Raw genomic sequence first — 20,505 nt, 5'->3', positions numbered from 1 at the left:
CGATACCGTCGACACTGTGAAGGCCGAGCTGAGCATCTCGCCGAACCCGGCAGTGGAAGGCCAGGCGGTGACCTACACCATCACCCTGACCGGTCCTGCCGGTGCCGACCTGAGTCAGCACGGTGGTTTGTCCGTTGCCCTGAGCAACGGCGAGGTGATCAACATCCCTGCGGGCCAGGTCAGCGCTTCGCAAACCGCTAACCTGGCGGACGACGTCTATGTGGGCAGCAGTGCCCCAAGCATCGCCATCTCCGGGATCACCGAGCAAGGCACGGGCACCCAGGTCTTTGAGAACCTGATCAAAGGCGACCCGGTGACCCTGCAGATCACCGACGAACCAGGCACGCCAGGCAACCCTGGCACCCCAGGCACGCCGAATGGCGGCGATGAAGTGACGCTGACCCTGACGGGCAACACCGTGCAGGAAGGCAACACCACAACCATCACCGGCACCCTGAGCCACCCGGCAGGCCAAGCGTTCACCGTAACCCTGAGCAACGGCCAGACCCTGACCTTTGCCGAGGGCGCGCATACCGCGACCACCGCACCGTTCGTGGCGCAGAGCGATGACGTGTTCAAGGACGGCGAAACCCAGACCATCAGCGTGACCGATGCCGGTAGCCACAACTTCGAAAACCTGAACACCAGTGCCACCACGACGGTCACCGTGAGCGACACCGTCGACACCGTGAAGGCCGAGCTGTGCATCTCGCCGAACCCGGCGGTGGAAGGCCAGGCGGTGACTTACACCATCACCCTGACCGGGCCGATCGGTGCCGACCTGACCCAGCATGGCGGCCTGGATATCGCACTGAGCAATGGCAAGATCGTTCACATTCCGGCCGGGGAAATTACTGGCTCGCAAACCGCCAACCTGGCAGATAACGTCTATGTCGGCAGCAGTGCGCCGAGCATCGCCATCTCCGGGATCACCGAGCAAGGCACGGGCAAACAGGTCTTTGAGAACCTGGTCAAAGGCGACCCGGTCACTCTGCAGATCACCGACGAACCGGGCACTCCAGGCAACCCTGGCACCCCGGGTACGCCGAATGGCGGCGATGAAGTGACGCTGACCCTCACCGGTAATACCGTGCAGGAAGGCAACACCACGACCATCACCGGCACCCTGAGCCACCCGGCAGGCCAGGCGTTCACCGTCACCCTGAGCAACGGCCAGACCCTGAGCTTCGCCAAGGACGCCACCACCGCGACCACCGCACCATTCGTGGCGCAGGGCGATGACGTCTTCAAGGACGGCGAAACCCAGACCATCAGCGTGACAAATGTGGGCAACCACAACTTCGAGAACCTGAACACCAGTGCCACCACGACCCTCACGGTCACCGATACCATCAACACCGTGACGGTCGTGCTGAGCGCTTCGCCCAACCCGGCAGCCAAGGGCCAGGAGGTGACCTACACGGTCAATCTGGAAGCGCCGGCGGGCATGAGTGCAAGCAACCATGGCGGCCTGACCATCAAGCTGGATAATGGCCTGACCATCATGGTGGCGGCGGGCAGCACCACCGGCACGGTGAAAGGTGCCATTCCCGACGGTGTCTTCGTGGGTGGTGGCAGCGTGTCCGTGGGCATCGACCAGATCACGCAGAATGGCACGGGTAGCAAGGTGTTCGAGAACCTGGTCCCGGGCGCCAGCGTTGCGGTGGGCATGACCAACGCCACGCCAACCATCACTTCGGGTGCCGCGCTGGTGTCCGAGGAGGGGCTGATCGGCGGGAACAAAGACACCGTCGGTTCACCAGCCGACCAAAGCGACAGCAAGTCGTACATTGGCAAGCTGACAATCAGCGATATCGACACACCGTCAGCCAACCTCTCGGTCAGCCTGGCAGTACCATCGACAGCGCTGACATCCTCTGGCCAGAGTGTGCAATGGGCGTTGTCCAATGGCGGCAAGACGCTGACCGGCACGGCCGGTGGCAAGGATGTGATCGAAATCAGGATCGACAACGGCGGCAATTACACCGTGGAGCTGAAGGGGCCACTCGATCATCCGAACCAGGCGGCCGAGGATGTACTGTCCTTCAACGTTGGTGTCAGCGTTACCGACGGCAGCACTTCATCGACCGGCACGCTGACCATCAGTGTCGAAGACGACAGCCCGACCTTCGCCACCAGTGACAATGCCGGCATGTGGAACACTGTCGGGTACACGGCGGTTGGCGACACGCACTTCCTGGCGGGCGGTGATGGCATGGGTACGCTGAAGTTCGGCACCATCGTTGGCCTGCCTTCGGGCTGGAGCAGCAAGGCAACGGATGCGAGCGGCGCCACGGTGGAAGTCTTCGACGGTACCACGAAGGTGTTCACGCTTGCCTTGGGAGCGGATGGGCACTACACCGTCACCCAGAACAGCGTGCGTGAAGGTAGCCGAGACACGTTCAACCTGGAAGGTTTGAAGTCCGGGAATTCCTCAACCTTGTCTGTTACTTTCAATAGCGGCATAACGGCCACGTTCGAAGCCTTGGCCAGTGCTACAGGGAAACCGACGATCAATGTCGGCAATGGATTGGGGGTGGGTAACAACCACTTCTCTGCCAACGAGATGTTCTCCGTGGCGTTCACCGATGCCCAGCAGCACGCCATCTCGATGAAAGAGGTCACGTTGGGCATTGCGCGGCTTCAGGTCAGCGGTAATGTCGATATCATCGCCTCCTACAAGGACGCCAATGGCGTTGTGCATGAGGCGACGAAGACATACACCATCACCTCGGGCTCCGAGTCCATAAAGGTTCTGGCCAGTGACTTCGCGGGGCTTGCCGGTCACGCCTTCGACACGATTACCCTGGCTGCCCCGAACAAAAGTACCCTCGACACAACCTTCACCAAACTTACCTACGTAGAAGAGAAGCCGGCCAGCGACCTGAACTTCACGGTCCATGTCATCGGCACTGACCACGATGGTGATTCGGCAAGCAGCTCGTTCGTGGTGACATCCCATGGCGATGCAGCCTCGACGTCGATGAGCACGATGTCGCTGATGGCGGGCGACGCATCGGACAGCAGCTTCTCGTCCTTGCTTGGCAGCGATGACCACATCCTGTTCGTGGGGGCAGGTGACAGTACCGTCACCGGCAGCAACGGCACCGCCGAGTCCTTCGTGTGGTCGGCAGGTGATACTGGCCATGACGTGATCAGGAACTTCAATGCTGAAGAAGGCGACCGCCTGGACCTGAGTGCCCTGCTGCAGGGCGAATCGCTTTCGGCGATCGAAAGCTACCTGAAGATCACCACGGTCGGTGGCGAGTCGACCTTGCAGGTCAGCACCCAGGGCAAGTTCACACCCGGCAGTGATACCAGCAGCGCTGATGTGTCGATCAAGCTCGAAGGAGTGAACTGGTCGAACACCACGGTCAGTTCGCTGGTCAGTGGTGGTGATCCAACCATCAAGATCGACCATTCGGAGCAGTGAGCCGCGCCCTGCGGCGGCCACCAGGCCGCTGCGGGGTTCTTGAGTACTGTGAAGATCCTGTGGGAGCGGGCGTGCCCGCGAAGAAGCCAGCGCAGGCTACAAATCTCTGATGGCTGGTGCAAAGTCCGATTCTCGGCAAATGGCTGCACCAGAATCATTGCCGGCTCAAGCAAAGCCCTCAGCTTCGAACGTGTTGGCGGGTGAACCCTGCTCCCCCAGGTTTTACTGCAGGGTCACCGGCTTCATGCCATCCGGCAGTTTTTGAATAGCTGCCTCCATCCGCGCGATCGGTGCCGCGAGTTCGTCCGCTTCCTTGTCCTTGCCCTCCCTTCTCAGGCGGTCACGCTCAAGGCGCAGGTTAAGCAAACTCTTCTGTAACTTCAGGGCCGAGGTATTGAACGGATCCATGCTTTTCTCATGCTGTAGGCTTCCGTGCCGTTGTAGGAAAACTGGACCGTAGCAGCTCGAATTTGCTGGAGAAACTGATGTTTCATACAGGCAAATCTCAGTGCTTCGATTCTTCCTACATTTCGAGGTAAAAGATCCTACAAGCCGCATTTCAGATCGTGTCTTTCAAATCCGCCTCAACACCGCGCGATAGCTGGGCACAATCGGTTTTCGATAATGCAGGCCCTCGACGCAGTTCAAACCAGGACCTGCCGTTCTTTTCGAAACCTTATGTAGCAATTGCCGCTCCGCAAGCTACAGATGGTCCGCATCCACCACCGCCTGGGTGAACGCCTGCGGCGCTTCCTGCGGCAGGTTGTGGCCGATGCCGCCGCTGATCAGCCGGTACTCGTACTTGCCGGTAAAGCGCTGCGCATAGGCTTCGGCCGGCGGGTGCGGGGCGCCGTTGGCGTCGCCTTCCAGGGTGATGGTCGGTACGCCGATGCTGGGGAAGCTGGCCAGTCTGGCCTCGAGCGGGTCGTAGCGCGTTTCGCCCTGGGCCAGCCCCAGCCGCCAGCGGTAGTTGTGCACGGTGATCGCTACTTGGTCGGGGTTGTCCAGGGCCTTGGCGCTGCGCTCGAAGGTGTCGTCGTCGAAGGCCCACTTGGGCGAGGCGGTTTGCCAGATCAGCTTGGCGAAGGCATGGCGGTTCTTGTCATAGCCGGCCTGGCCGCGCGCGGTGGCGAAGTAGTACTGGTACCACCACTGCAACTCGGCACTGGGGGGCAGCGGGGCCTTGGCGGCTTCCTGGCTGCTGATCAGGTAGCCGCTGACCGATACCAGCGCCTTTACCCGCTCTGGCCATAGCGCCGAGACAATGTCGGCAGTGCGTGCGCCCCAGTCGAAACCGGCGAGCACGGCACGCTGGACATGCAGCGCGTCCATGAAGGCGATCACGTCGCTGGCCAGTGCCGAGGGCTGGGCATTGCGTGGGGTTGCCGCAGACAGGAAGCGGGTCTGCCCGTAACCACGTACGTAGGGCACCAACACCCGGTAGCCCTTTGCCGCCAGGGCGGGTGCAACTTGCTCGAAGCTGTGAATGTCATATGGCCAGCCATGCAGCAGGATCACCACCGGGCCGTCGGCGGGGCCTTGCTCTACGTAGGCCACATCGAGCACGCCAGCGTTAATGTGTTTCAGCGGGCCGAAGTCATCCGCCGCCGTGGCGGCTGGCTGGGCCTGCAGCGGTGCAGCCGTGGCCATGTTCGCCGCCAGCAGGCCAAGCGGCAGCAGGGCACAGGCGAGCAGCGTACGGCTGAAGCGGCGTGGCAGAGCGGTGGTCGAGTGGCGGGCGGACATCGGGCATCTCCTTGGCGAAGCCATCGGTGCGGGTTGATGGGGCCAGTAAAGATGACGGCTGTATCGAGGATGTGTCCGCTCGGCCTGCAGGAAACGTTCCTGTGTATCAAGTCTCAATCTGTACACATGAAGATACAAATACCGGCTGGCAGCCGGTTTTGCCGCTTCTGCTACGATCGATTGGTTTCCCGGCCAAGGAGAGGCCCATGCATTACGTTGTGATTGAATCTCACCGCAGTGAGTACCCGCGGCCCATCCGCTTCGCCAAGGGCACCTTGCTGAACATTGGCCCACGCTACGAAGGCGAGCCTGGTTAGCAGGACTGGTACCTGTGCACCTGCACTGGCCAGGAGCCCGGCTGGGTGCCGGCCCAATTGATCGAGTGGCTCAGCATGTGCCAGGGCAGGGCGCTGGACCACTACTCGGCGCATGAACTGGATGCCGACCCGGGGCAGTTGGTGCAGATGGTGCGCCCGCTCAATGGCTGGGTCTGGTGCAGACGCCATGGCAATGACGAGTATGGCTGGTTGCCTGCGCAGAAGCTTCAGCCGCTGACCTGATGTGCGCGTTCGCTCCAAGTACGAAGTTCTTGTGGGAGCGGCCTTGCGTCGCGAAAGGGCCGCTGCGCGGCCCCGGCAATTTTGAGGGATGCATCGAAACCCTGGGTCCGCTGCTCGGCCCTTCGCGACGCAAGGCCGCTCCCACAGAAGAACCGGTGCCTCGCATCTGATCCGCTTTTTTTCCATAAACCTGAATCTGTAACGGTATCAGCCCAAGCCCGACAATATGCCCATTCCCGCATCACACTTGTAGAGGTTCCAATGGGCAAGCTCGCGCTATTCCTGGGTGGTTTTCTGCTGCTGACCATTCTGATTGGTATTCTTGGCACCATTCCGCCAAGCTGACGTTCACCACCTATTTGCCTCGCGGCCTGCCTGTCCTCCGGGCGGGCCCATTTTTCTTCTTTGTTGGCCGATTCACCCTGCCTATTTGTACGATAAGTCTTTCTTTGCACTGGGAAAACTGTCCACAAAAAACGTGGGTAGGTCTGTGGATAAAGTGCTGCAAGCCAGGCCTGCGGCGGGCTCTGTTAAATTGAGCAGAATTTGAACAGCGATTTAAGAGGATGTTTCAGTAGGCCAGGCCGGCGCGGCGCAGGGCTGCCAGCAGGTGGCGTACCCGCGCTGGCAGTTCGCCGGCGGGGTATACGGCGTGCATCTGCGGGTCTTGGCCGTTGCTGGCGGTCAGGCGGTACTGCGGGCATACTCGAACCAGTCGTCCGGCCTTGACCTGCGCTTCGCCGACCCAAGCGGCCAGTCGGGCAATGCCGGCACCGGCCAGGGTGCTGTGGTACACCGCCTCACCTGAGTCCAGGCGCAGCCTGGGCCTGGGGCGCAGGCTGGTGATCTCATCGTCGCGGCAGAAGTGCCAGGCCTTGAGGATGCGCGGGGCGGTGTGCAGGATCAACGCGTGGCCTTCGAGGTCCTCGGGTTGTTCTGGCGTGCCGGCCAGGGCCAGGTATTCAGGGCTCGCATACAGGTGTCGCCGGTAATCCCACAGCGGGTAGCCGATCAATTCGCTCGACTGCGGGAAGGCACCGCGCACCACGAAATCGAACTTGCCTTGCAGCGGGTCCAGGGCCCCGTCGCTGTACTGCACGTCCAGGGTTACCTGGGGGTGGCAGCGGGAAAACTCGGCAAGCACCTGGGGCAGTACATGTTCACCCAGCACTTGCGGCACGGCGAAGCGGATCCAGCCTTGTGCACTGCCGCTTAGCGCGGCCAGTTCATCGGCAGCATCACGTTGCACATCCAGCAAGCGTTCAGCGTGAGGCAGCAGGCGCTCGCCGGCTTCGGTCAGGGTCACGGCATTGGCGTTGCGGTTGAGCAGCTTGCTCCCGGCGTTGTCTTCCAGGGTTTGTACCGCGCGGGTGATCGCGCTGGGTGAGCGCCCCAGGGCGCGGGCGGCGGCGACGAAGCTGCGCTTGTGCGCCACGCTGACGAACGCCTGGATTTCCCGCAGCATGTCCAATGCCATCACCTGTTCCTCGTTGCAGTTTTCGCAATATGGCATTTCAACACAAGCGCGGCACTTTGATTAGCCTTGCAGGCGTCTTCACTGCCTGGAACCCGCGTCATGATGGATATCGCTGTGCTCTCCGTATTCGCCTTCGCAGCAGGGCTGATCGACGCCGCCGTGGGCGGCGGTGGGCTGATCCAGATCCCGGCCTTGTTCAACGTGCTGCCCACCGCACAACCGGCGGCACTGCTCGGTAGCAACAAGCTGGCATCGGTGTGTGGCACGGCCTTCGCTGCGCGTTCGTTCATTCGCAGGGTGACGCTGGACTGGGGGTTGATCGTGCCGGCTGCGCTCAGTGCCTTCGTCATGTCGTTCGCCGGTGCCGCCACGGTGTCGCTGGTGCCGCCCAGCGTGATGCGCCCGGCGGTGCTGGTGCTGATCGTGTTGATGGCCATCTATACCTTCTGCAAGAAGGACTTCGGCACGCTGCACAAACCCGCAAGGATCGGCCGCAAGGAGCAGTGCCTGGCAATGCTGATCGGTGGCGCGATCGGTTTTTACGACGGCCTGTTCGGGCCGGGTACCGGCAGCTTCCTGATCTTCCTGTTCATCCGCTTCTTCGCGTTGGACTTCCTGCACGCCTCGGCGTCGGCCAAGGTGGTGAACATCGCCACCAATCTGGCGGCGCTGGTGTTCTTCGTGCCATCGGGCAACGTGCTGTACGCCATCGCCTTGCCCATGGCAGTGTGCAACATCCTCGGCGCGCTGACCGGTACCTGGCTGGCGGTGCGCAAGGGCGCGGGCTTCGTGCGCGGGCTGTTCCTGGTGCTGTTGTGCGTGCTGATCGCCAAGTTGACGTGGGACCTGCTGGGCGGCTAGTTCATATCACCTGGTGTTGCGGCTCGGCCTGTTCGACGCGGTTGCGGCCATGGGCCTTGGCCCGGTACAGCGCCTGGTCGGCGCGCGCCAGCAGTTCGTCGAGGGTGGGGGCCGGCACATCGGCGGCACACCCGGCCAGGCCGATACTGACGGTAATCTGCAGGTGTTGGTCGGCCTGCACCACATACAGGTCCTGCACGGCGCGGCGCAGGCGTTCGGCAGCGAATTTGGCCTGGCCTGGCGCCAGGCCCGGGAGGACCACGACAAATTCCTCGCCGCCCAGGCGGGCGAACAGGTCACCATCGTGCAACTGGTCCTGCAAGGTGCTGGCGAACTGGCGCAGCACCTGGTCACCGACCGCATGGCCGTAGGCATCATTGATCGACTTGAAGTGGTCGATGTCCAGCATCATCAGGGTCAGCGGCAGTGCCTGGGCGTGTTGCTGGCGGCTTTCCAGTAGCGCGTTGGCGCGGCGGGTGAAAGCGCTGCGGGTCAGCACGCCGGTGAGATGGTCGATGGTGGCCTGATGCGCCAGGCGGGCCATCAGGCTGCGGTTGGCCTGGCTGACGCAGGCGACCACCAGCGGCCCAAGCACCAGCATGGCGATGCCCAGGCGCGCCGACATCAGGGTGCTCACCCCGAGCTCGCTTTGCGGCAAGCTGAAATGCATGAGGTTCTGCGCCACCGCCACGATCAGTGTGCTGCCAGCGGTGAGTGTCAACAGCGAGACCAGGAACGGTGAGTAAGTCCAGGCGCACCACAGCAGCGCGGCAATCGGGAAGGCGATGGCCCCGGGGCCGCCGAAGGCAATGCTGAACGCCAGCGATGCGAGCAGCACCAATAACGGCGCCAGGCGGATGGCCTGGGCACCACCGCGCATCAGCGCTCGTGCCGAAGGCGCCGTCAGCAGCACTGGCAGCACCAGTACGCTGGTCGAGAATTGTTCACTGAACCAGGCCAGCCAGGTGACGCGCAACGACTGTTCGAACCACGGCGTGGCTATTGCCGCCGCCATGCTGGCCGCCACTATCGCGCCGGCGGCACAGGCGCCGAACACACTGAGTACTCCGTGGGGAGTACGCATGCGCCGGTGCAGGCGCGGCAAGCGCGAGAGCATCAGCCAGAGGGTGACTACCACGCCCAGGTTGCACAGGTTGAACCACAGCGCCGGTACCCAGGCGCTGCCGCACAGCAGGTCGGCGCCGACCATGGCCAGCCAGACCAGGGCAAAGCCCGTGAGTGTGGCCTGGCGGGGGTAGCGCAGTAGTACGCCGGCCAGTACTGCATTGACCGGCCAGAACAGCGACAGGGATTCGATCGGGCGGGCCAGGATGCCGCCCAGGGTCAGGGCAAAGGTCAGGCCGAGTAGAACGACGTAGTGCAACAAGCGCGATTGGGCTGGAAAAACCATGGGCTCGACCGGCAAGGCGGAAACGAAATCCAGGACAACGGCTTGAAGCACCTGGGGCAATTGCGCGTAAGTGTGTTTCGTCAGGGGACTTGATGTCAATCTGCCGCGATCGCTCGTGATAACGCCAGATTGCCTTCATTCGAAGTCTGTCACCTCACAGCCCGAAGAACCACGGCACCATCAACACGGTCACCAGCATCACCAGGACGGTGAACGGCACGCCGACCTTGACGAAGTCGGCAAAGCGGTATTGCCCCGGGCCCAGTACCAGTGTGTTCACCGGCGATGACACCGGGGTCATGAAGGCCGCCGAGGCGGCCAGCGCCACGGTCATGGCGAACGGGTAGGGCGACATGCCCAGCTGCGTTGCGGTGCTGACTGCCACGGGTGCCATCAGTACCGCAGTGGCCGTGTTGGAGATGAACAGGCCGATCACCGCCGTGACTGCGAACAGGCAGGCAAGGATGGCGCTGGGGCCGGCATCACCCAGCACGCTGACCAGGCCGCCCACCGCCAGGTCGATGCCGCCGGTTTTCTGCAATGCCTGGGCAAAGGGCAGCATACCGACGATCAGCACCAGGCTTTGCCAGTGGATGGCCCGGTAGGCGCTGTTCATGTCAATGCAGCGGCCTGCGCCCATCAGCAGGCAGCCGATCAGTGCGGCTATGACATTGGGGACCGCGCCACTGACCATCAGCCCGACCATCACCGCCAGGCTCAGCAACGCCTGTGGCGCACGGGTACGGGCGGGCGCGACCAGGTCGACTTCCGCGGGCAGGCTCAGTACCAGGAAGTCCTTGGGCTTGCTTTGCAGCTGGCGCACGGCTTTCCACGGGCCGACGACCAGCAGGGTGTCGCCCAGGCGCAGCTTTTCTTCCACCAGTTGTTCTTCGATCGCCACCTGGTCGCGGCGCAAGCCGACCACGTTGAGGTCGAAGCGAGTTCGGAAGGCCAGTTCGAGGATGCTCTTGCCGAGCAGTTTCGACCCTGGTGGCAGCAAGACCTCGGCCATGCCCAGCTCCTGGGACTGGTCAATGAAATAGGCGGCCTTGAAGTGCAGCGGCTCCAGTTGCATGGTCTGGCACAGGCTGCGCAGGTCGTCGCGGTTGGCGAACAGGTCGAGCAGCAGCACATCGCCCTGGTGCAGCACGGTGCTGGAGCTGGCGGCGATCACCCGTGTGGTGAACTTGTGCTGGCGCTCGATGCCGATCACGTTGGCGCCATGCCGGGTGCGCAGTTCCAGCTCGCCCAGGGTATGACCGATCAGCGGTGAGTTGGGGCGGATGCGCAGGCGCCGTTCACGGCCGTTGAGTTTGTAGTCCAGCACCAGGTCCAGCAGGGTACGGCGGCTTTCCACGCGGCCGTCCTTGCGTACTTCGCCATTCAGCCATTGCCGGGTCAACAGCATGTAGCCGATGCCCAGCACCAGCACCACCAGGCCAAACGGAGTGAAACTGAAGAAGCTGAAGCCCGCTTCGCCATGGCGCACCAGCTCGCTGTGTACCACCACGTTGGGCGGCGTGGCCACCAGGCTGAGCATGCCGCTGATCAGGCCAGCGAAGGCCAGCGGCATCATCAGGCGGGCGGGCGAAAGCTGCAGGCGCGCGGCGATGCTCAGCACCACCGGAATGAAGATGGCCACCACGCCGGTGGAGCTCATCATCGACCCCAGTCCCGCCACAGCCACCATCAGCAGCACCAGCAGGCGCGCCTCGCTGTTGCCGGCCCGCTCGCTCATCCATTCGCCGATGCGGTAGGCAATGCCGGTGCGCACCAGGCCTTCGCCGATCACGAACAAGGCGGCGATCAATACCACGTTGGGGTCACTGAAGCCGGCCAGCGCTTGTTCCACGGTGAGGATGCCCGACAGCGGCAGGGCGAGGATTACCAGCAGCGCGACTACGTCCATGCGCGGGCGGTTGATGACGAACAGGGCGATGACGATGGCCAGCAGGCCGAGGACCCAGAGTAGCTCTTGGTTCATGGGGAGGGGGTGTTCCTTCACACGGGGGCACGATAGACAGTAGCAGCCAGTGTGCCGGATTGTGCTGAAGGAGGTGTTGATGTGCTGCAAGAAAAGGGGCTGCACAGCAGCCCCGGATTCACCCGATCAGTGACGGTGGCGGTGACGGTGCTTGCCATTGTTGTCGCCCAGGTGGTTGCCGATGGCACCACCGGCTGCGCCACCCAGGCCGGCACCCACGGTGGAGCCGGTCTTGCCGCCTACCGCGCCGCCCAGCAGCGAACCGCCGGCCGAACCCAGGCCACCGCCGATGGCGGCTTCGGTACGGTTGCCCTTGCGTGCACCTACCGCACTGCCGGCTGCGCCGCCGAGGCCGGCGCCGATGGCCGCCCCCGTCTTGCCGCCGATCTGTTGACCGACAACGTTACCCAGAACACCACCCAGGCCACCGCCAATGGCGGCGGTACCGTCACCGGCGAAAGCGCCCTGGCACAGCAGCAGGCCGAGGGCAAGGGAAGGCAGAGTCAGACGCATGATACGAACCTCAAAGGAATCATCAGGTTAAGGTGCCGCGCAACGGGCGGCTGGCCAGGGTTGAAAAAGACGCTTCAGCGGTAGTAGCGGTCACCACGATAGCGACGATTGTCATCATCATCGTCGTCGCGGTCATGCCGATGGTGGTGGCGATGGTCACGGTCACGGTCACGCCAGCCATCGTCGTCGTCATGGTAGCGATGGCTATGGCACCCTGCGGTCAGCAGGACAACGGCAATCAGCGAAAGGCTTGCAAGACGGGTCATCACGATATAGGTCCTTGATCCGCAAAGGTTTACGGCACACCCTCTGAGACTGGAAAGGATCCATTTGGTTTCGCTGGCAGGCAAAAATTTGTCGTGCCAGCGATGAGCGGCGGGGAGAGTTTGGAATCAGTGGCTTGGCTGAATCGCCAGCACCACACCGTTGGTGATCTGCACCAGCACGTAACGCCCCCCCATGTTTACCCAGTGGCTTTCCTTTTCCGGCGCGGGCAGGCCTTTGGCTTTCCAGTCCTTGATTGCCTGGTCATCGCGTTTGTATTGGTCCGGTGCCTTGTCGCCGACCTTGAGTTCGCGGTTGTGGGTTTCTGGCGCGGTGATGCTTTCTTCACTGGAGGAAGCTGCGGTGGCAGCGAGGGGCAGGCAGGTAAGGGCGGCGAACAGCAGGTAGTGCAATTTCATGACGATCTCCTTGTGACGGAATGCCTTATCTGCGACCGCCACCTGCGCGTGACAATTCACTCGCGATGCTTGCCAGTGCTAGAGTCGCCTTCTTTTTTACCCTGAGGATGGAACATGCGTGCGATTCTGCAGATGGCCGCAGCGCTGATGCTGGTCGGTTGTGCTTCTGCGACCATGGAAACGGCCCGCGGCACCAAGCCGACCGCGCAGCTCGACTCGCACAAGGCGCCGGAACTGGTGGCCCAGTGCATTCAGTTCAGTTGGCAGGAAGAGAAGGTGTTCGGTGACGACGCCAGTGGTTATCTGGAACCACGCAAGCAGGGTGGGTTCACGGTGTATACCCGTGAGGCCGAGGCGTTCGTGGACGTGTATCCACAGGCCGGTGGGGCGCGTGTGGACTACTACGCGCAGAAGAACGACAGCGTGGCCCTGCAGCGCCGGGCGGCGGCTGCGACCTGTTTGTAACAGCAAGACACATTTCCCCGTGGGAGCGGGTTTACCCGCGAATGCGTCGATACATTCAACACTGCATTCGCGGGTAAACCCGCTCCCACAGTGACCGCACCAGCTTTACAATTTTTAGCACTTCGGTTCTGTCGCTGGAAGATTGGTGGAGGCTAGCATGAGCCCCCCCCGAATCAAGGACGACACCATGGACCGCTCGCTGCAACTCAACCGCGCCAGCTGGGATGAACGTGCCCCGCTGCACGCTGCTTCGAACGACTACGAAGTCGAACGGCTCGTCCAGGATCCCGGACACCTCTCCGAAACAGTACGCTTCGATCTGCCATTGCTCGGCAACATCGACGGGCTCAATGTCGTCCACCTGCAGTGCCATATCGGCACCGATACCCTCTCGCTGGCGCGCCTTGGCGCCAAGGCCTGTGGTCTGGACTATTCCGCGGCGTCGCTGGCCGAGGCGCGTGCGTTGGCCCAGCGCTGTGCCACATCCATCGCGTATGTCGAGTCCGATGTCTACGTCGCCGACAAGGTACTGCCAGCCGGCACGTTCGACCTGGTCTACACCGGCATCGGCGCGCTCTGCTGGCTGCCTCGCATCGAACCGTGGGCACGCACTGTCGCGGCACTGCTGAAACCGGGTGGGCGATTGTTCATGCGCGACGGGCACCCGATGCTGATGGCAGTCAACGAAGACCACCAGGACCGCCTCCAACTCGAATACCCGTATTTCGAGCACGAAGAGCCGACGGTGTGGCACAACGACCAGACCTACGTCGAAACCGAGCAGCGCCTTTCGCACATCGAAACCCACGAGTGGAACCACGGCCTGGGCGAGGTGATCAGCGCCGTGCTGGCCCACGGCTTGCAGCTGACCGCCCTGGTCGAGCACCAGAGCATCCCTTGGGAGGCGCTGCCGGGCCAGATGGTCAAGGGCGACGACGGTGAATATCGCCTGCGCGAGCAGCCCGCACGCCTGCCCCTGAGCTATACCCTGGTTGCAGTAAAAGCCTGATCAGGACAGGTAACCACCGTCGACATTGAGTGCGGTACCGGTGGTGTAGCTGGAAGCATCGCTGGCCAGGTACAACACGGCGCCGGCCATTTCCTTGGGGTCGGCCACGCGCTTGAGCGGGATCTGCTGCAGCGCGGCGTTGAGGATGGCGTCGTTCTTCACCAGTGCCGAGGCGAACTTGGTGTCGGTCAGGCCCGGCAGCAGGGCGTTGCAGCGGATCCCGAACGGCGCGCACTCCTTGGCGAAGACCTTGGTCATGTTGATGACAGCCGCCTTGGTCACCGAATAGATGCCCTGGAACAGGCCAGGTGAAACCCCGTTGATCGACGCCACGTTGATGATGCTGCCACCACCTTGCTCGCGCATCAGCTTGCCGGCCTCTACCGACATGAAGAAGTATCCGCGGATGTTCACGTCCACGGTCTTCTGGAAAGCCCCTGGGTCGGTATCCAGCACGTTGCAGAACTGCGGGTTGGTAGCGGCATTGTTGACCAGGATGTCCAGCCGCCCGAACTGTTCGCGGATGCCTGCGAACACCTGCTGGATCTGCTCCAGTTCACCGATGTGGCAGGCCACTGCCGTTGCCTTGCCGCCGGCGGCGATGATGGCTTCGGCCACCTGCTGGCAACCGTCGAGCTTGCGGCTGGACACGATCACATGGGCACCTTGCTGGGCCAGCAGGTGGGCGATGGCCTCGCCGATGCCACGGCTGGCGCCGGAAACGAAGGCAATCTTGCCGTCGAGGTCGAACAGGTGGGTCTTGGACATGCTGTTTTCCTTGTTATCCGTCGTCGAGGTCGGGGCTCAGAGGCTGGACTTGGCGATGACCTGCAAGGTCATCTGCTCCAGCAAGCGGTTCATGTGGATGAACTGGGCGAAGCGCTTGTCCTGGGTCTGGCCGTGGTAATAGCGGTAGTAGATCTGCTGGACGATGCCGGCCAGGCGGAACAGGCCATAGCAATAGTAGTAATCAAAGTTGTCCAGGCGGATGCCGGCGCGCTCGGCGTAGTAATCGACGAACTGGCGGCGGGTGAGCATGCCCGGCGCGTTGCTCGGTTGGCGACGCATCAGCTGCACCGGGGCCGGGTCGTCGGCTTCGATCCAGTAGGCCAGGCTGTTGCCCAGGTCCATCAGCGGGTCGCCGAGGGTGGCCATTTCCCAGTCCAGCACACCGATGATGCGCATAGGGTTGTCGGCATCGAGGATCACGTTGTCGAAACGGTAGTCGTTGTGCACGATGGCGGGCCGTGGGTGGTCGGCGGGCATTTTCTCGCGCAGCCAGGCGGTCACTCGTTCCCAGCGCGGGGCATCGGGGGTCAGGGCCTTTTCATAGCGGCTGGTCCAGCCCTCGATCTGGCGCTGCACATAGCCTTCCGGTTTGCCCAGGTCGGCAAGGCCGCAGGCGTTGTAGTCTACCTGGTGCAGTTCCACCAGGCGGTCGATGAAGCTCTTGCAAAGGGCCTCGGTGCGGTTGGCGTCAAGGTCCAGCTCGGCCGGAATGTCCGAGCGCAGGATGATGCCCTTGACCCGCTCCATCACATAGAATTCGCCCCCGATCAGGCTACTGTCGGTGCAGTGCACATAGGCCTTGGGGCAGTAGGGGAAGCCGCTGTTCAGCTGGTTGAGGATACGAAACTCGCGGCCCATGTCGTGGGCTGACTTGGCCTTCTGCCCGAACGGTGGGCGGCGCAGCACCAAGTCGCGGCCGGGGTAGCTGACCAGGTAGGTGAGGTTGGAGGCGCCGCCAGGGAACTGGCTGATGCTCGGCAGGCCATCCAGGCCGGGGATGTTGGCCTTGAGGTAAGGGGCGATGACAGCCGCGTCGAGTTCTTCGCCTGGGCGTACCTGGGTGGACTGGTCGGTGAGTGTCATGCGTTTTCCTTATTCTCGTTCGCAAGGACTATTGGCTAATCTAATGGCGCGCCAGGGTTGGGACAAGCGTGCCAGGTGCCATATAGGTGAGGGTGTTGCTGCCCGATCAACTGCCTTGATGAAGCGACTGGCCCTATCGCCTGTCCTCAGGACGGGAACAGCTCGCTGAGCTTCATCGACAGCATCATGTCGCCTTCAACGCGCAGCTTGCCGCCCATGAATGCTTGCATGCCGTCGGTTTCGCCGCTGACGATACCCTTGAGGGTTTCGCTGTCCATCACCAGGGTGCAGTTGGCATCCGGGTTTTCGCCTTCCTGCAGGTTGCAGGTGCCGTCCTTGACGATCAGCGCGTAATGCTTGTCTTCGTCGGTGATGTTGAAGCCGAACACCAGGTCCAGGCCGGCGGCAGCGGATGGGTTGAACTTCTCTTGCATCTTTTTGACGGCATCAGCTACGGAGGTCATGGCGCATTCCTTATAGAGTGATTTACACGTCCCCGCAGGGACACAACAAGCCGGGCTCATCGATAGGTGACAAGCTCCGGCGCCCTCAACAGCTGCACATGGGCCTGGCTGTTGAAGGAAGCCAGTGCCACGTCGCGGCCGCGGAACTTCAGCTGGCTGAGCGACGTGTTGATGATCTGCCAGTTCAGCGCGAACGCCTGGCTGGGGGTAATACGGGTGATCAGGTGGAGCAGGGCGGCAATGGTGCCGCCCGAGGTGAAGATGGCGATGTTGTCACCGCTGCCGGCGGCATCGAGAACACGCTGCAGGCCGCCTTGCACGCGGGCGGTGAACGCCTGCCAGGTCTCCAGGCCATCATCGGCATGTTCGCCATCGTGCCAGCGCTGCACCATCAGTGCGAACAGGCGCTGGAACTCGCTGCGATGCTGCGCGCCATTGCGCAGGATGTGCAGGGCGTCGGGCTCCTGCGGCAGCAGCCCGGGCAACAGTGCACGGATAACGCCATCAGCGTCGAACTCATTGAAGGCTGCATCGGTCTCAACAGCCGGCACCGGGCAGCCATTGGCCTGCAATGCTTCCAGCGCCAGGCGCGCGGTATCCTGCTGGCGGCGCAGGTCGCCTGCCACGCAGCGGTCCAGCCGTACCCCGAGCTGGGCCAGGTGTTCACCCAGGGCCTGGCTCTGGCGCACGCCCACGGGCGAGAGGACATCATAGTCTTCGGCGCCGAAGGAGGCTTGGCCATGTCGGATCAGGTAGAGGTTGCCCACGAAAGGTTCCGGCCTGTTGGAGGTTGCTGCGAGGTTAGGATGCGGCACACGGGCTGTCAACGAAAAAACATACAAGCGTTTGAAAAGGTTGTTTGAAAGATGTTGCCAGCGTTTACCGCGGCTGGCAGCACACCAGGCGCAACGGTATGCTTGCTACAGTTACGCGCCGTCGTGGCGCAAGTCTTTAAGGAGTCAACGTGGAGTTTCTTGCTGAATACGCAAGCTTTCTCGCCAAAACCGCCACCCTGGTCATCGCCATCCTGATAGTGCTGTCGGCCATCGCCGGGCTGCGCGGCAAGGGGCGGCGCAAATCGGGTGGGCAATTACAGGTCACCCGCCTGAACGAGTTCTACAAGGACCTGCGCGAGCGCCTGGAATCCGGCCTGCTCGACAAGGCCCAGCTCAAGGCCTTGCGCAAGCAGCAGGCCAAGGCGGAAAAGCGGCAGAAGAAGGGCAAGGCCGAGGAAAAGGGCCGGGTGTTCGTGCTGGACTTCGATGGCGACATCAAAGCTTCGGCCACCGAAAGCCTGCGCAACGAAATCACCGCGCTGCTGACCCTCGCCACCCCGCGTGACGAGGTGGTGCTGCGCCTGGAAAGCGGTGGCGGCCTGGTGCACAGCTACGGCCTGGCCGCGTCGCAGCTGGCGCGCATTCGCCAGGCCGGCATCCCGTTGACTGTGTGCATCGACAAGGTGGCCGCCAGCGGCGGCTACATGATGGCCTGTATCGGCGAGAAGATCGTCAGTGCGCCATTCGCCGTACTGGGCTCCATCGGCGTAGTGGCGCAGCTGCCCAATGTCAACCGCCTGCTGAAGAAGCACGACATCGATTTCGAAGTGCTGACCGCCGGTGAATACAAGCGCACCCTGACCGTGTTTGGCGAAAACACCGAGAAGGGCCGAGAGAAGTTCCAGGAAGACCTGGACATCACTCACCAGCTGTTCAAGGACTTCGTTGCCCGCTATCGCCCGCAGCTGCACATCGACGAAGTGGCCACCGGCGAAGTCTGGCTGGGCGTCGCGGCACTCAACCGCAAGCTGGTGGACGAGCTGCAGACCAGCGACGAGTACCTCAGCGAACGCGCGCGCAACGCCAACCTGTTCCACCTGCACTACGCCGAACGCAAAAGCCTGCAGGAGCGAATCGGCATGGCTGCCAGTGGCACCGTGGAGAACACAGTGGTGGGCTTGTGGAGTAAACTCGGCCGCCTGCGCTAACACCTTGAACCCGTTGAAATTTTTTTTCGTTCAGGGGGTTGCAAGGTTAAAGGAATGAAGACATAATGGCGCCCATCGAAACGCAGCAAACTTTGAAAAAGGTTCAGCGTTTCAAGGAGATAGCGAAGCGCAAGCTGCTAGATCCGACCTTTGAGGCCGAGTAGCAAAGTGGTTATGCTCCGGATTGCAAATCCGTCTACGCCGGTTCGATTCCGACCTCGGCCTCCATATTCGAAAGCCCCGCAGCCCTTGAGGTTGCGGGGTTTTTTTGTGCCTGCGGATTTTTGATTCCCACGCTTTTGGGACAATCCTGGGACACCGGAAGAAATTGCATGTCCCCGGTGTCCCCGGCAAAATCCGGTGCATGGCCACTATCGAGCAGCGCCCCAACGGGCATGGCGGACCAAGATCCGCCGAAAAGGATATCCCACTCTATCCGCGACCTTCGACACCAAGGCAGAGGCCCAGCGCTGGGCGGCCGAGATCGAGGGCGACATGTCGCGCGCGCGGTTCGTCGACATGCGAGAGGCGGAGAGCACCACGCTGAAGGAAGCGCTCGACCGATACTCGCGGGAGGTGACTTCGATGAAGAAGGGAGCCAAGCAAGAGCAGACCCGCATCAACAGGTGGAAGCTGAACAAGCTGGCGAATAAAGGCCTGGCCGCGATCCGGTCAAGCGATATGGCTGCATACAGGGATGATGAGCTCAAGGAAGGGAAGTCCACCGCAACGGTCAAGCTCGACCTGGCGGTGATCAGCCACCTTTATACGGTGGCCATCAAGGACTGGGGTATTGAGGGGCTGAGCAACCCGGTGGCGAAGCTGAGGATGCCGAAGGGCGCGAAGTCTCGCGATCGGCGGCCCAGTGCCCAAGAGCTGAAGGATGTGATCAAAGCGGCAGGCGATATTCACGCTGAGATGCCGGCGATCATCGGTATCGCGGTTGAAACGGCAATGCGTCGTAGTGAGCTGCTGACGCTTCGCCGGGAGAACGTGAAGCCGAAACACGCGATTTTGGAAGACACCAAGAACGGTAGCCGGCGCCTCGTTCCGCTATCGGTTCGTGCCCGGCAGCTGCTCGAGTCGCTTCCAGCCCGCATGGATGGCAAGGTGTTCTCGTTGGCGCCGCATTCGGTGAGTCAGTACTTCACCCGCGCGTGCAGAGCAGCCAATGTTGGCGACTTGCATTTTCACGACCTGCGGCATGAGGGCACGTCCAGGTTGTTCGAAAAGGGGCTGTCCATGATGGAAGTGAGCGCAATCACGGGGCACAAGTCCTTGAGCATGCTCAAGCGATACACGCATCTGTGCCCCGACACCCTGGCCGACAAGCTGGGCTAGCGCACGCTGGCCAACGTGGGTGGTGGTTGACGCTTTCGCCCGGGCCGGGCCGGCGCGTGCAGGCCGCTTTCGTACTCCTGCAGGAACTGACGGACAGTACTGACCCTCCAGCAAACCCTGGCGCCTTGCTTGAAAAATGGTGGCAGCCAGGCGGCGCCGGCCTGGCGCGCGCTGCGGATGGCCGATTCTGACCTGCCGAGGATCTTGGCCAGCTCCGGGATGTGGATGATTTCTGGTTCCATATAGGGCTCCTGCCGTACCCGGCGGTGATCAGTAGGATTCGACGATCTTCTTCCGCTGCTCGTGCAGCGCGTTTTCTTTTGCAAGCTGCACCTCTCGGTCAGCCAGCCACTTCCTGGCTTTGTCCTGCGCAGCCTTGGGGCTGGTGAACAGCTTCGGCTTCGGGTGCTTCACGCCTTTGCTGTCCGTGCAGAACAGACCTTTTCGCACGATGGTGACCTCCCTGACGGCGAAGTCCTCGCCCAGGGTGTAGGCCTTGAATGGGGTGATCATGTCTCGTCCTCAGGCCAAGAATTGGAATCCTGCCTTCGCCTCGCGAGCAGATTTCCGGGTTCCAAACATCAGTTTTGTTGTGCCGGCGCGGCCTTCCGATTCGTACTCGACATCAACCCACCAGTAGCCGAACTTGCGGTACGGCTCGCCGAGGATCTTCGTGACGTAGCAGTCGATCAGGTTCATGGA

General features: G+C 62.3%; 22 protein-coding genes and 1 tRNA gene. 8 read left to right on the top strand and 15 right to left on the bottom strand.

Features of this window, described 5'->3' with window-relative positions; translation table 11 throughout:
• A partial coding sequence (locus J5M58_RS12855; protein ID WP_207878303.1) for an immunoglobulin-like domain-containing protein occupies nucleotides 1-3,433 on the top strand: 3,433 nt, incomplete at its 5' end.
• A gap of 222 nt (nucleotides 3,434-3,655) precedes the next feature.
• Here the strand turns inward: J5M58_RS12855 and J5M58_RS12850 are convergent.
• Entirely contained in the window at nucleotides 3,656-3,841 is a 186-nt protein-coding gene (locus tag J5M58_RS12850; RefSeq protein ID WP_112252816.1) for a hypothetical protein, read from the bottom strand.
• A gap of 294 nt (nucleotides 3,842-4,135) precedes the next feature.
• On the bottom strand, nucleotides 4,136-5,179 hold the full coding sequence (locus tag J5M58_RS12845; RefSeq protein ID WP_207878301.1) for an alpha/beta fold hydrolase: 1,044 nt from the start codon (nucleotides 5,177-5,179) through the stop codon (nucleotides 4,136-4,138).
• 362 nt (nucleotides 5,180-5,541) lie between these two features.
• On the opposite strand from J5M58_RS12845, the gene J5M58_RS27945 reads away from it, so the two are divergent.
• Nucleotides 5,542-5,739, top strand: coding sequence for a hypothetical protein (locus tag J5M58_RS27945; protein ID WP_243432331.1), 198 nt, complete (start codon nucleotides 5,542-5,544; stop codon nucleotides 5,737-5,739).
• Between the two features lie 571 nt (nucleotides 5,740-6,310).
• Here the strand turns inward: J5M58_RS27945 and J5M58_RS12835 are convergent.
• A complete protein-coding gene (locus tag J5M58_RS12835; RefSeq protein WP_207878300.1) occupies nucleotides 6,311-7,216 on the bottom strand; it encodes a LysR family transcriptional regulator in 906 nt (301 codons plus the stop codon).
• Nucleotides 7,217-7,315: 99 nt separating this feature from the next.
• On the opposite strand from J5M58_RS12835, the gene J5M58_RS12830 reads away from it, so the two are divergent.
• Nucleotides 7,316-8,077, top strand: coding sequence for a TSUP family transporter (locus tag J5M58_RS12830; RefSeq protein WP_207878298.1), 762 nt, complete (start codon nucleotides 7,316-7,318; stop codon nucleotides 8,075-8,077).
• Between the two features lies 1 nt (nucleotide 8,078).
• Here the strand turns inward: J5M58_RS12830 and J5M58_RS12825 are convergent, their stop codons facing one another.
• The 5 genes from J5M58_RS12825 to J5M58_RS12805 all read right to left on the bottom strand — a co-directional run bounded on the left by J5M58_RS12825 (nucleotide 8,079) and on the right by J5M58_RS12805 (nucleotide 12,668).
• Entirely contained in the window at nucleotides 8,079-9,503 is a 1,425-nt protein-coding gene (locus J5M58_RS12825; protein WP_207878328.1) for a sensor domain-containing diguanylate cyclase, read from the bottom strand.
• 139 nt (nucleotides 9,504-9,642) lie between these two features.
• Nucleotides 9,643-11,472, bottom strand: coding sequence for an SLC13 family permease (locus tag J5M58_RS12820; RefSeq protein ID WP_112252809.1), 1,830 nt, complete (start codon nucleotides 11,470-11,472; stop codon nucleotides 9,643-9,645).
• Between the two features lie 126 nt (nucleotides 11,473-11,598).
• Nucleotides 11,599-11,985, bottom strand: coding sequence for a glycine zipper domain-containing protein (locus tag J5M58_RS12815; protein WP_087500050.1), 387 nt, complete (start codon nucleotides 11,983-11,985; stop codon nucleotides 11,599-11,601).
• Nucleotides 11,986-12,059: 74 nt separating this feature from the next.
• Nucleotides 12,060-12,251: a hypothetical protein gene (locus J5M58_RS12810; RefSeq protein ID WP_112252808.1), complete on the bottom strand. Its 192-nt coding sequence runs from the start codon at nucleotides 12,249-12,251 to the stop codon at nucleotides 12,060-12,062.
• A gap of 126 nt (nucleotides 12,252-12,377) precedes the next feature.
• Nucleotides 12,378-12,668: an RcnB family protein gene (locus J5M58_RS12805; RefSeq protein ID WP_112252807.1), complete on the bottom strand. Its 291-nt coding sequence runs from the start codon at nucleotides 12,666-12,668 to the stop codon at nucleotides 12,378-12,380.
• A 114-nt stretch (nucleotides 12,669-12,782) separates the two neighbouring features.
• On the opposite strand from J5M58_RS12805, the gene J5M58_RS12800 reads away from it, so the two are divergent.
• A complete protein-coding gene (locus tag J5M58_RS12800; RefSeq protein ID WP_112252806.1) occupies nucleotides 12,783-13,133 on the top strand; it encodes a hypothetical protein in 351 nt (116 codons plus the stop codon).
• Nucleotides 13,134-13,320: 187 nt separating this feature from the next.
• Nucleotides 13,321-14,142 (top strand): bifunctional 2-polyprenyl-6-hydroxyphenol methylase/3-demethylubiquinol 3-O-methyltransferase UbiG, encoded by an 822-nt coding sequence (locus J5M58_RS12795; protein WP_207878325.1) that lies wholly within the window; start codon nucleotides 13,321-13,323, stop codon nucleotides 14,140-14,142.
• On the opposite strand, the gene J5M58_RS12790 is transcribed toward J5M58_RS12795, so the two are convergent.
• From J5M58_RS12790 to J5M58_RS12775, 4 genes are all read right to left on the bottom strand, one after another.
• Entirely contained in the window at nucleotides 14,143-14,910 is a 768-nt protein-coding gene (locus tag J5M58_RS12790; RefSeq protein ID WP_112252804.1) for an SDR family oxidoreductase, read from the bottom strand.
• Between the two features lie 36 nt (nucleotides 14,911-14,946).
• On the bottom strand, nucleotides 14,947-16,014 hold the full coding sequence (locus tag J5M58_RS12785; RefSeq protein ID WP_112252803.1) for a phosphotransferase family protein: 1,068 nt from the start codon (nucleotides 16,012-16,014) through the stop codon (nucleotides 14,947-14,949).
• Between the two features lie 146 nt (nucleotides 16,015-16,160).
• Complete coding sequence (locus J5M58_RS12780; protein ID WP_207878297.1) at nucleotides 16,161-16,478, bottom strand: SCP2 sterol-binding domain-containing protein; 318 nt, start codon at nucleotides 16,476-16,478, stop codon at nucleotides 16,161-16,163.
• Between the two features lie 56 nt (nucleotides 16,479-16,534).
• Nucleotides 16,535-17,245 carry a histidine phosphatase family protein gene (locus J5M58_RS12775; RefSeq protein ID WP_207878296.1) on the bottom strand — a complete coding sequence of 237 codons (711 nt, stop codon included), beginning with the start codon at nucleotides 17,243-17,245 and terminating at the stop codon, nucleotides 16,535-16,537.
• A gap of 197 nt (nucleotides 17,246-17,442) precedes the next feature.
• Here J5M58_RS12775 and sohB point away from each other — a divergent pair, with 197 nt between their 5' ends.
• The 3 genes from sohB to J5M58_RS28310 all read left to right on the top strand — a co-directional run bounded on the left by sohB (nucleotide 17,443) and on the right by J5M58_RS28310 (nucleotide 19,803).
• Nucleotides 17,443-18,462 (top strand): protease SohB, encoded by a 1,020-nt coding sequence (sohB, locus tag J5M58_RS12770; RefSeq protein ID WP_023662815.1) that lies wholly within the window; start codon nucleotides 17,443-17,445, stop codon nucleotides 18,460-18,462.
• A gap of 154 nt (nucleotides 18,463-18,616) precedes the next feature.
• Nucleotides 18,617-18,690 (top strand) — tRNA-Cys (locus J5M58_RS12765).
• Between the two features lie 132 nt (nucleotides 18,691-18,822).
• Nucleotides 18,823-19,803 (top strand): site-specific integrase, encoded by a 981-nt coding sequence (locus tag J5M58_RS28310; RefSeq protein WP_207878294.1) that lies wholly within the window; start codon nucleotides 18,823-18,825, stop codon nucleotides 19,801-19,803.
• Here J5M58_RS28310 and J5M58_RS12755 read toward each other — a convergent pair.
• Genes J5M58_RS12755 through J5M58_RS12745 form a run of 3 tightly spaced genes read right to left on the bottom strand, consistent with a single transcriptional unit; the run spans nucleotide 19,800 to nucleotide 20,502 of the window.
• On the bottom strand, nucleotides 19,800-20,045 hold the full coding sequence (locus tag J5M58_RS12755; RefSeq protein WP_060709531.1) for an AlpA family transcriptional regulator: 246 nt from the start codon (nucleotides 20,043-20,045) through the stop codon (nucleotides 19,800-19,802). The genes J5M58_RS28310 and J5M58_RS12755 overlap by 4 nt on opposite strands.
• Before the next feature lie 28 nt (nucleotides 20,046-20,073).
• Nucleotides 20,074-20,316 carry a hypothetical protein gene (locus J5M58_RS12750; RefSeq protein WP_061203120.1) on the bottom strand — a complete coding sequence of 81 codons (243 nt, stop codon included), beginning with the start codon at nucleotides 20,314-20,316 and terminating at the stop codon, nucleotides 20,074-20,076.
• A 9-nt stretch (nucleotides 20,317-20,325) separates the two neighbouring features.
• Entirely contained in the window at nucleotides 20,326-20,502 is a 177-nt protein-coding gene (locus tag J5M58_RS12745) for a hypothetical protein (protein WP_165605144.1), read from the bottom strand.
• Nucleotides 20,503-20,505: the final 3 nt, after the last annotated feature.

This window comes from Pseudomonas sp. 32_A (assembly GCF_017490905.1).
GTDB classification, from domain to species: Bacteria; Pseudomonadota; Gammaproteobacteria; order Pseudomonadales; family Pseudomonadaceae; genus Aquipseudomonas; species Aquipseudomonas inefficax.
This window is presented reverse-complemented; position numbering and strand designations above follow the sequence as displayed.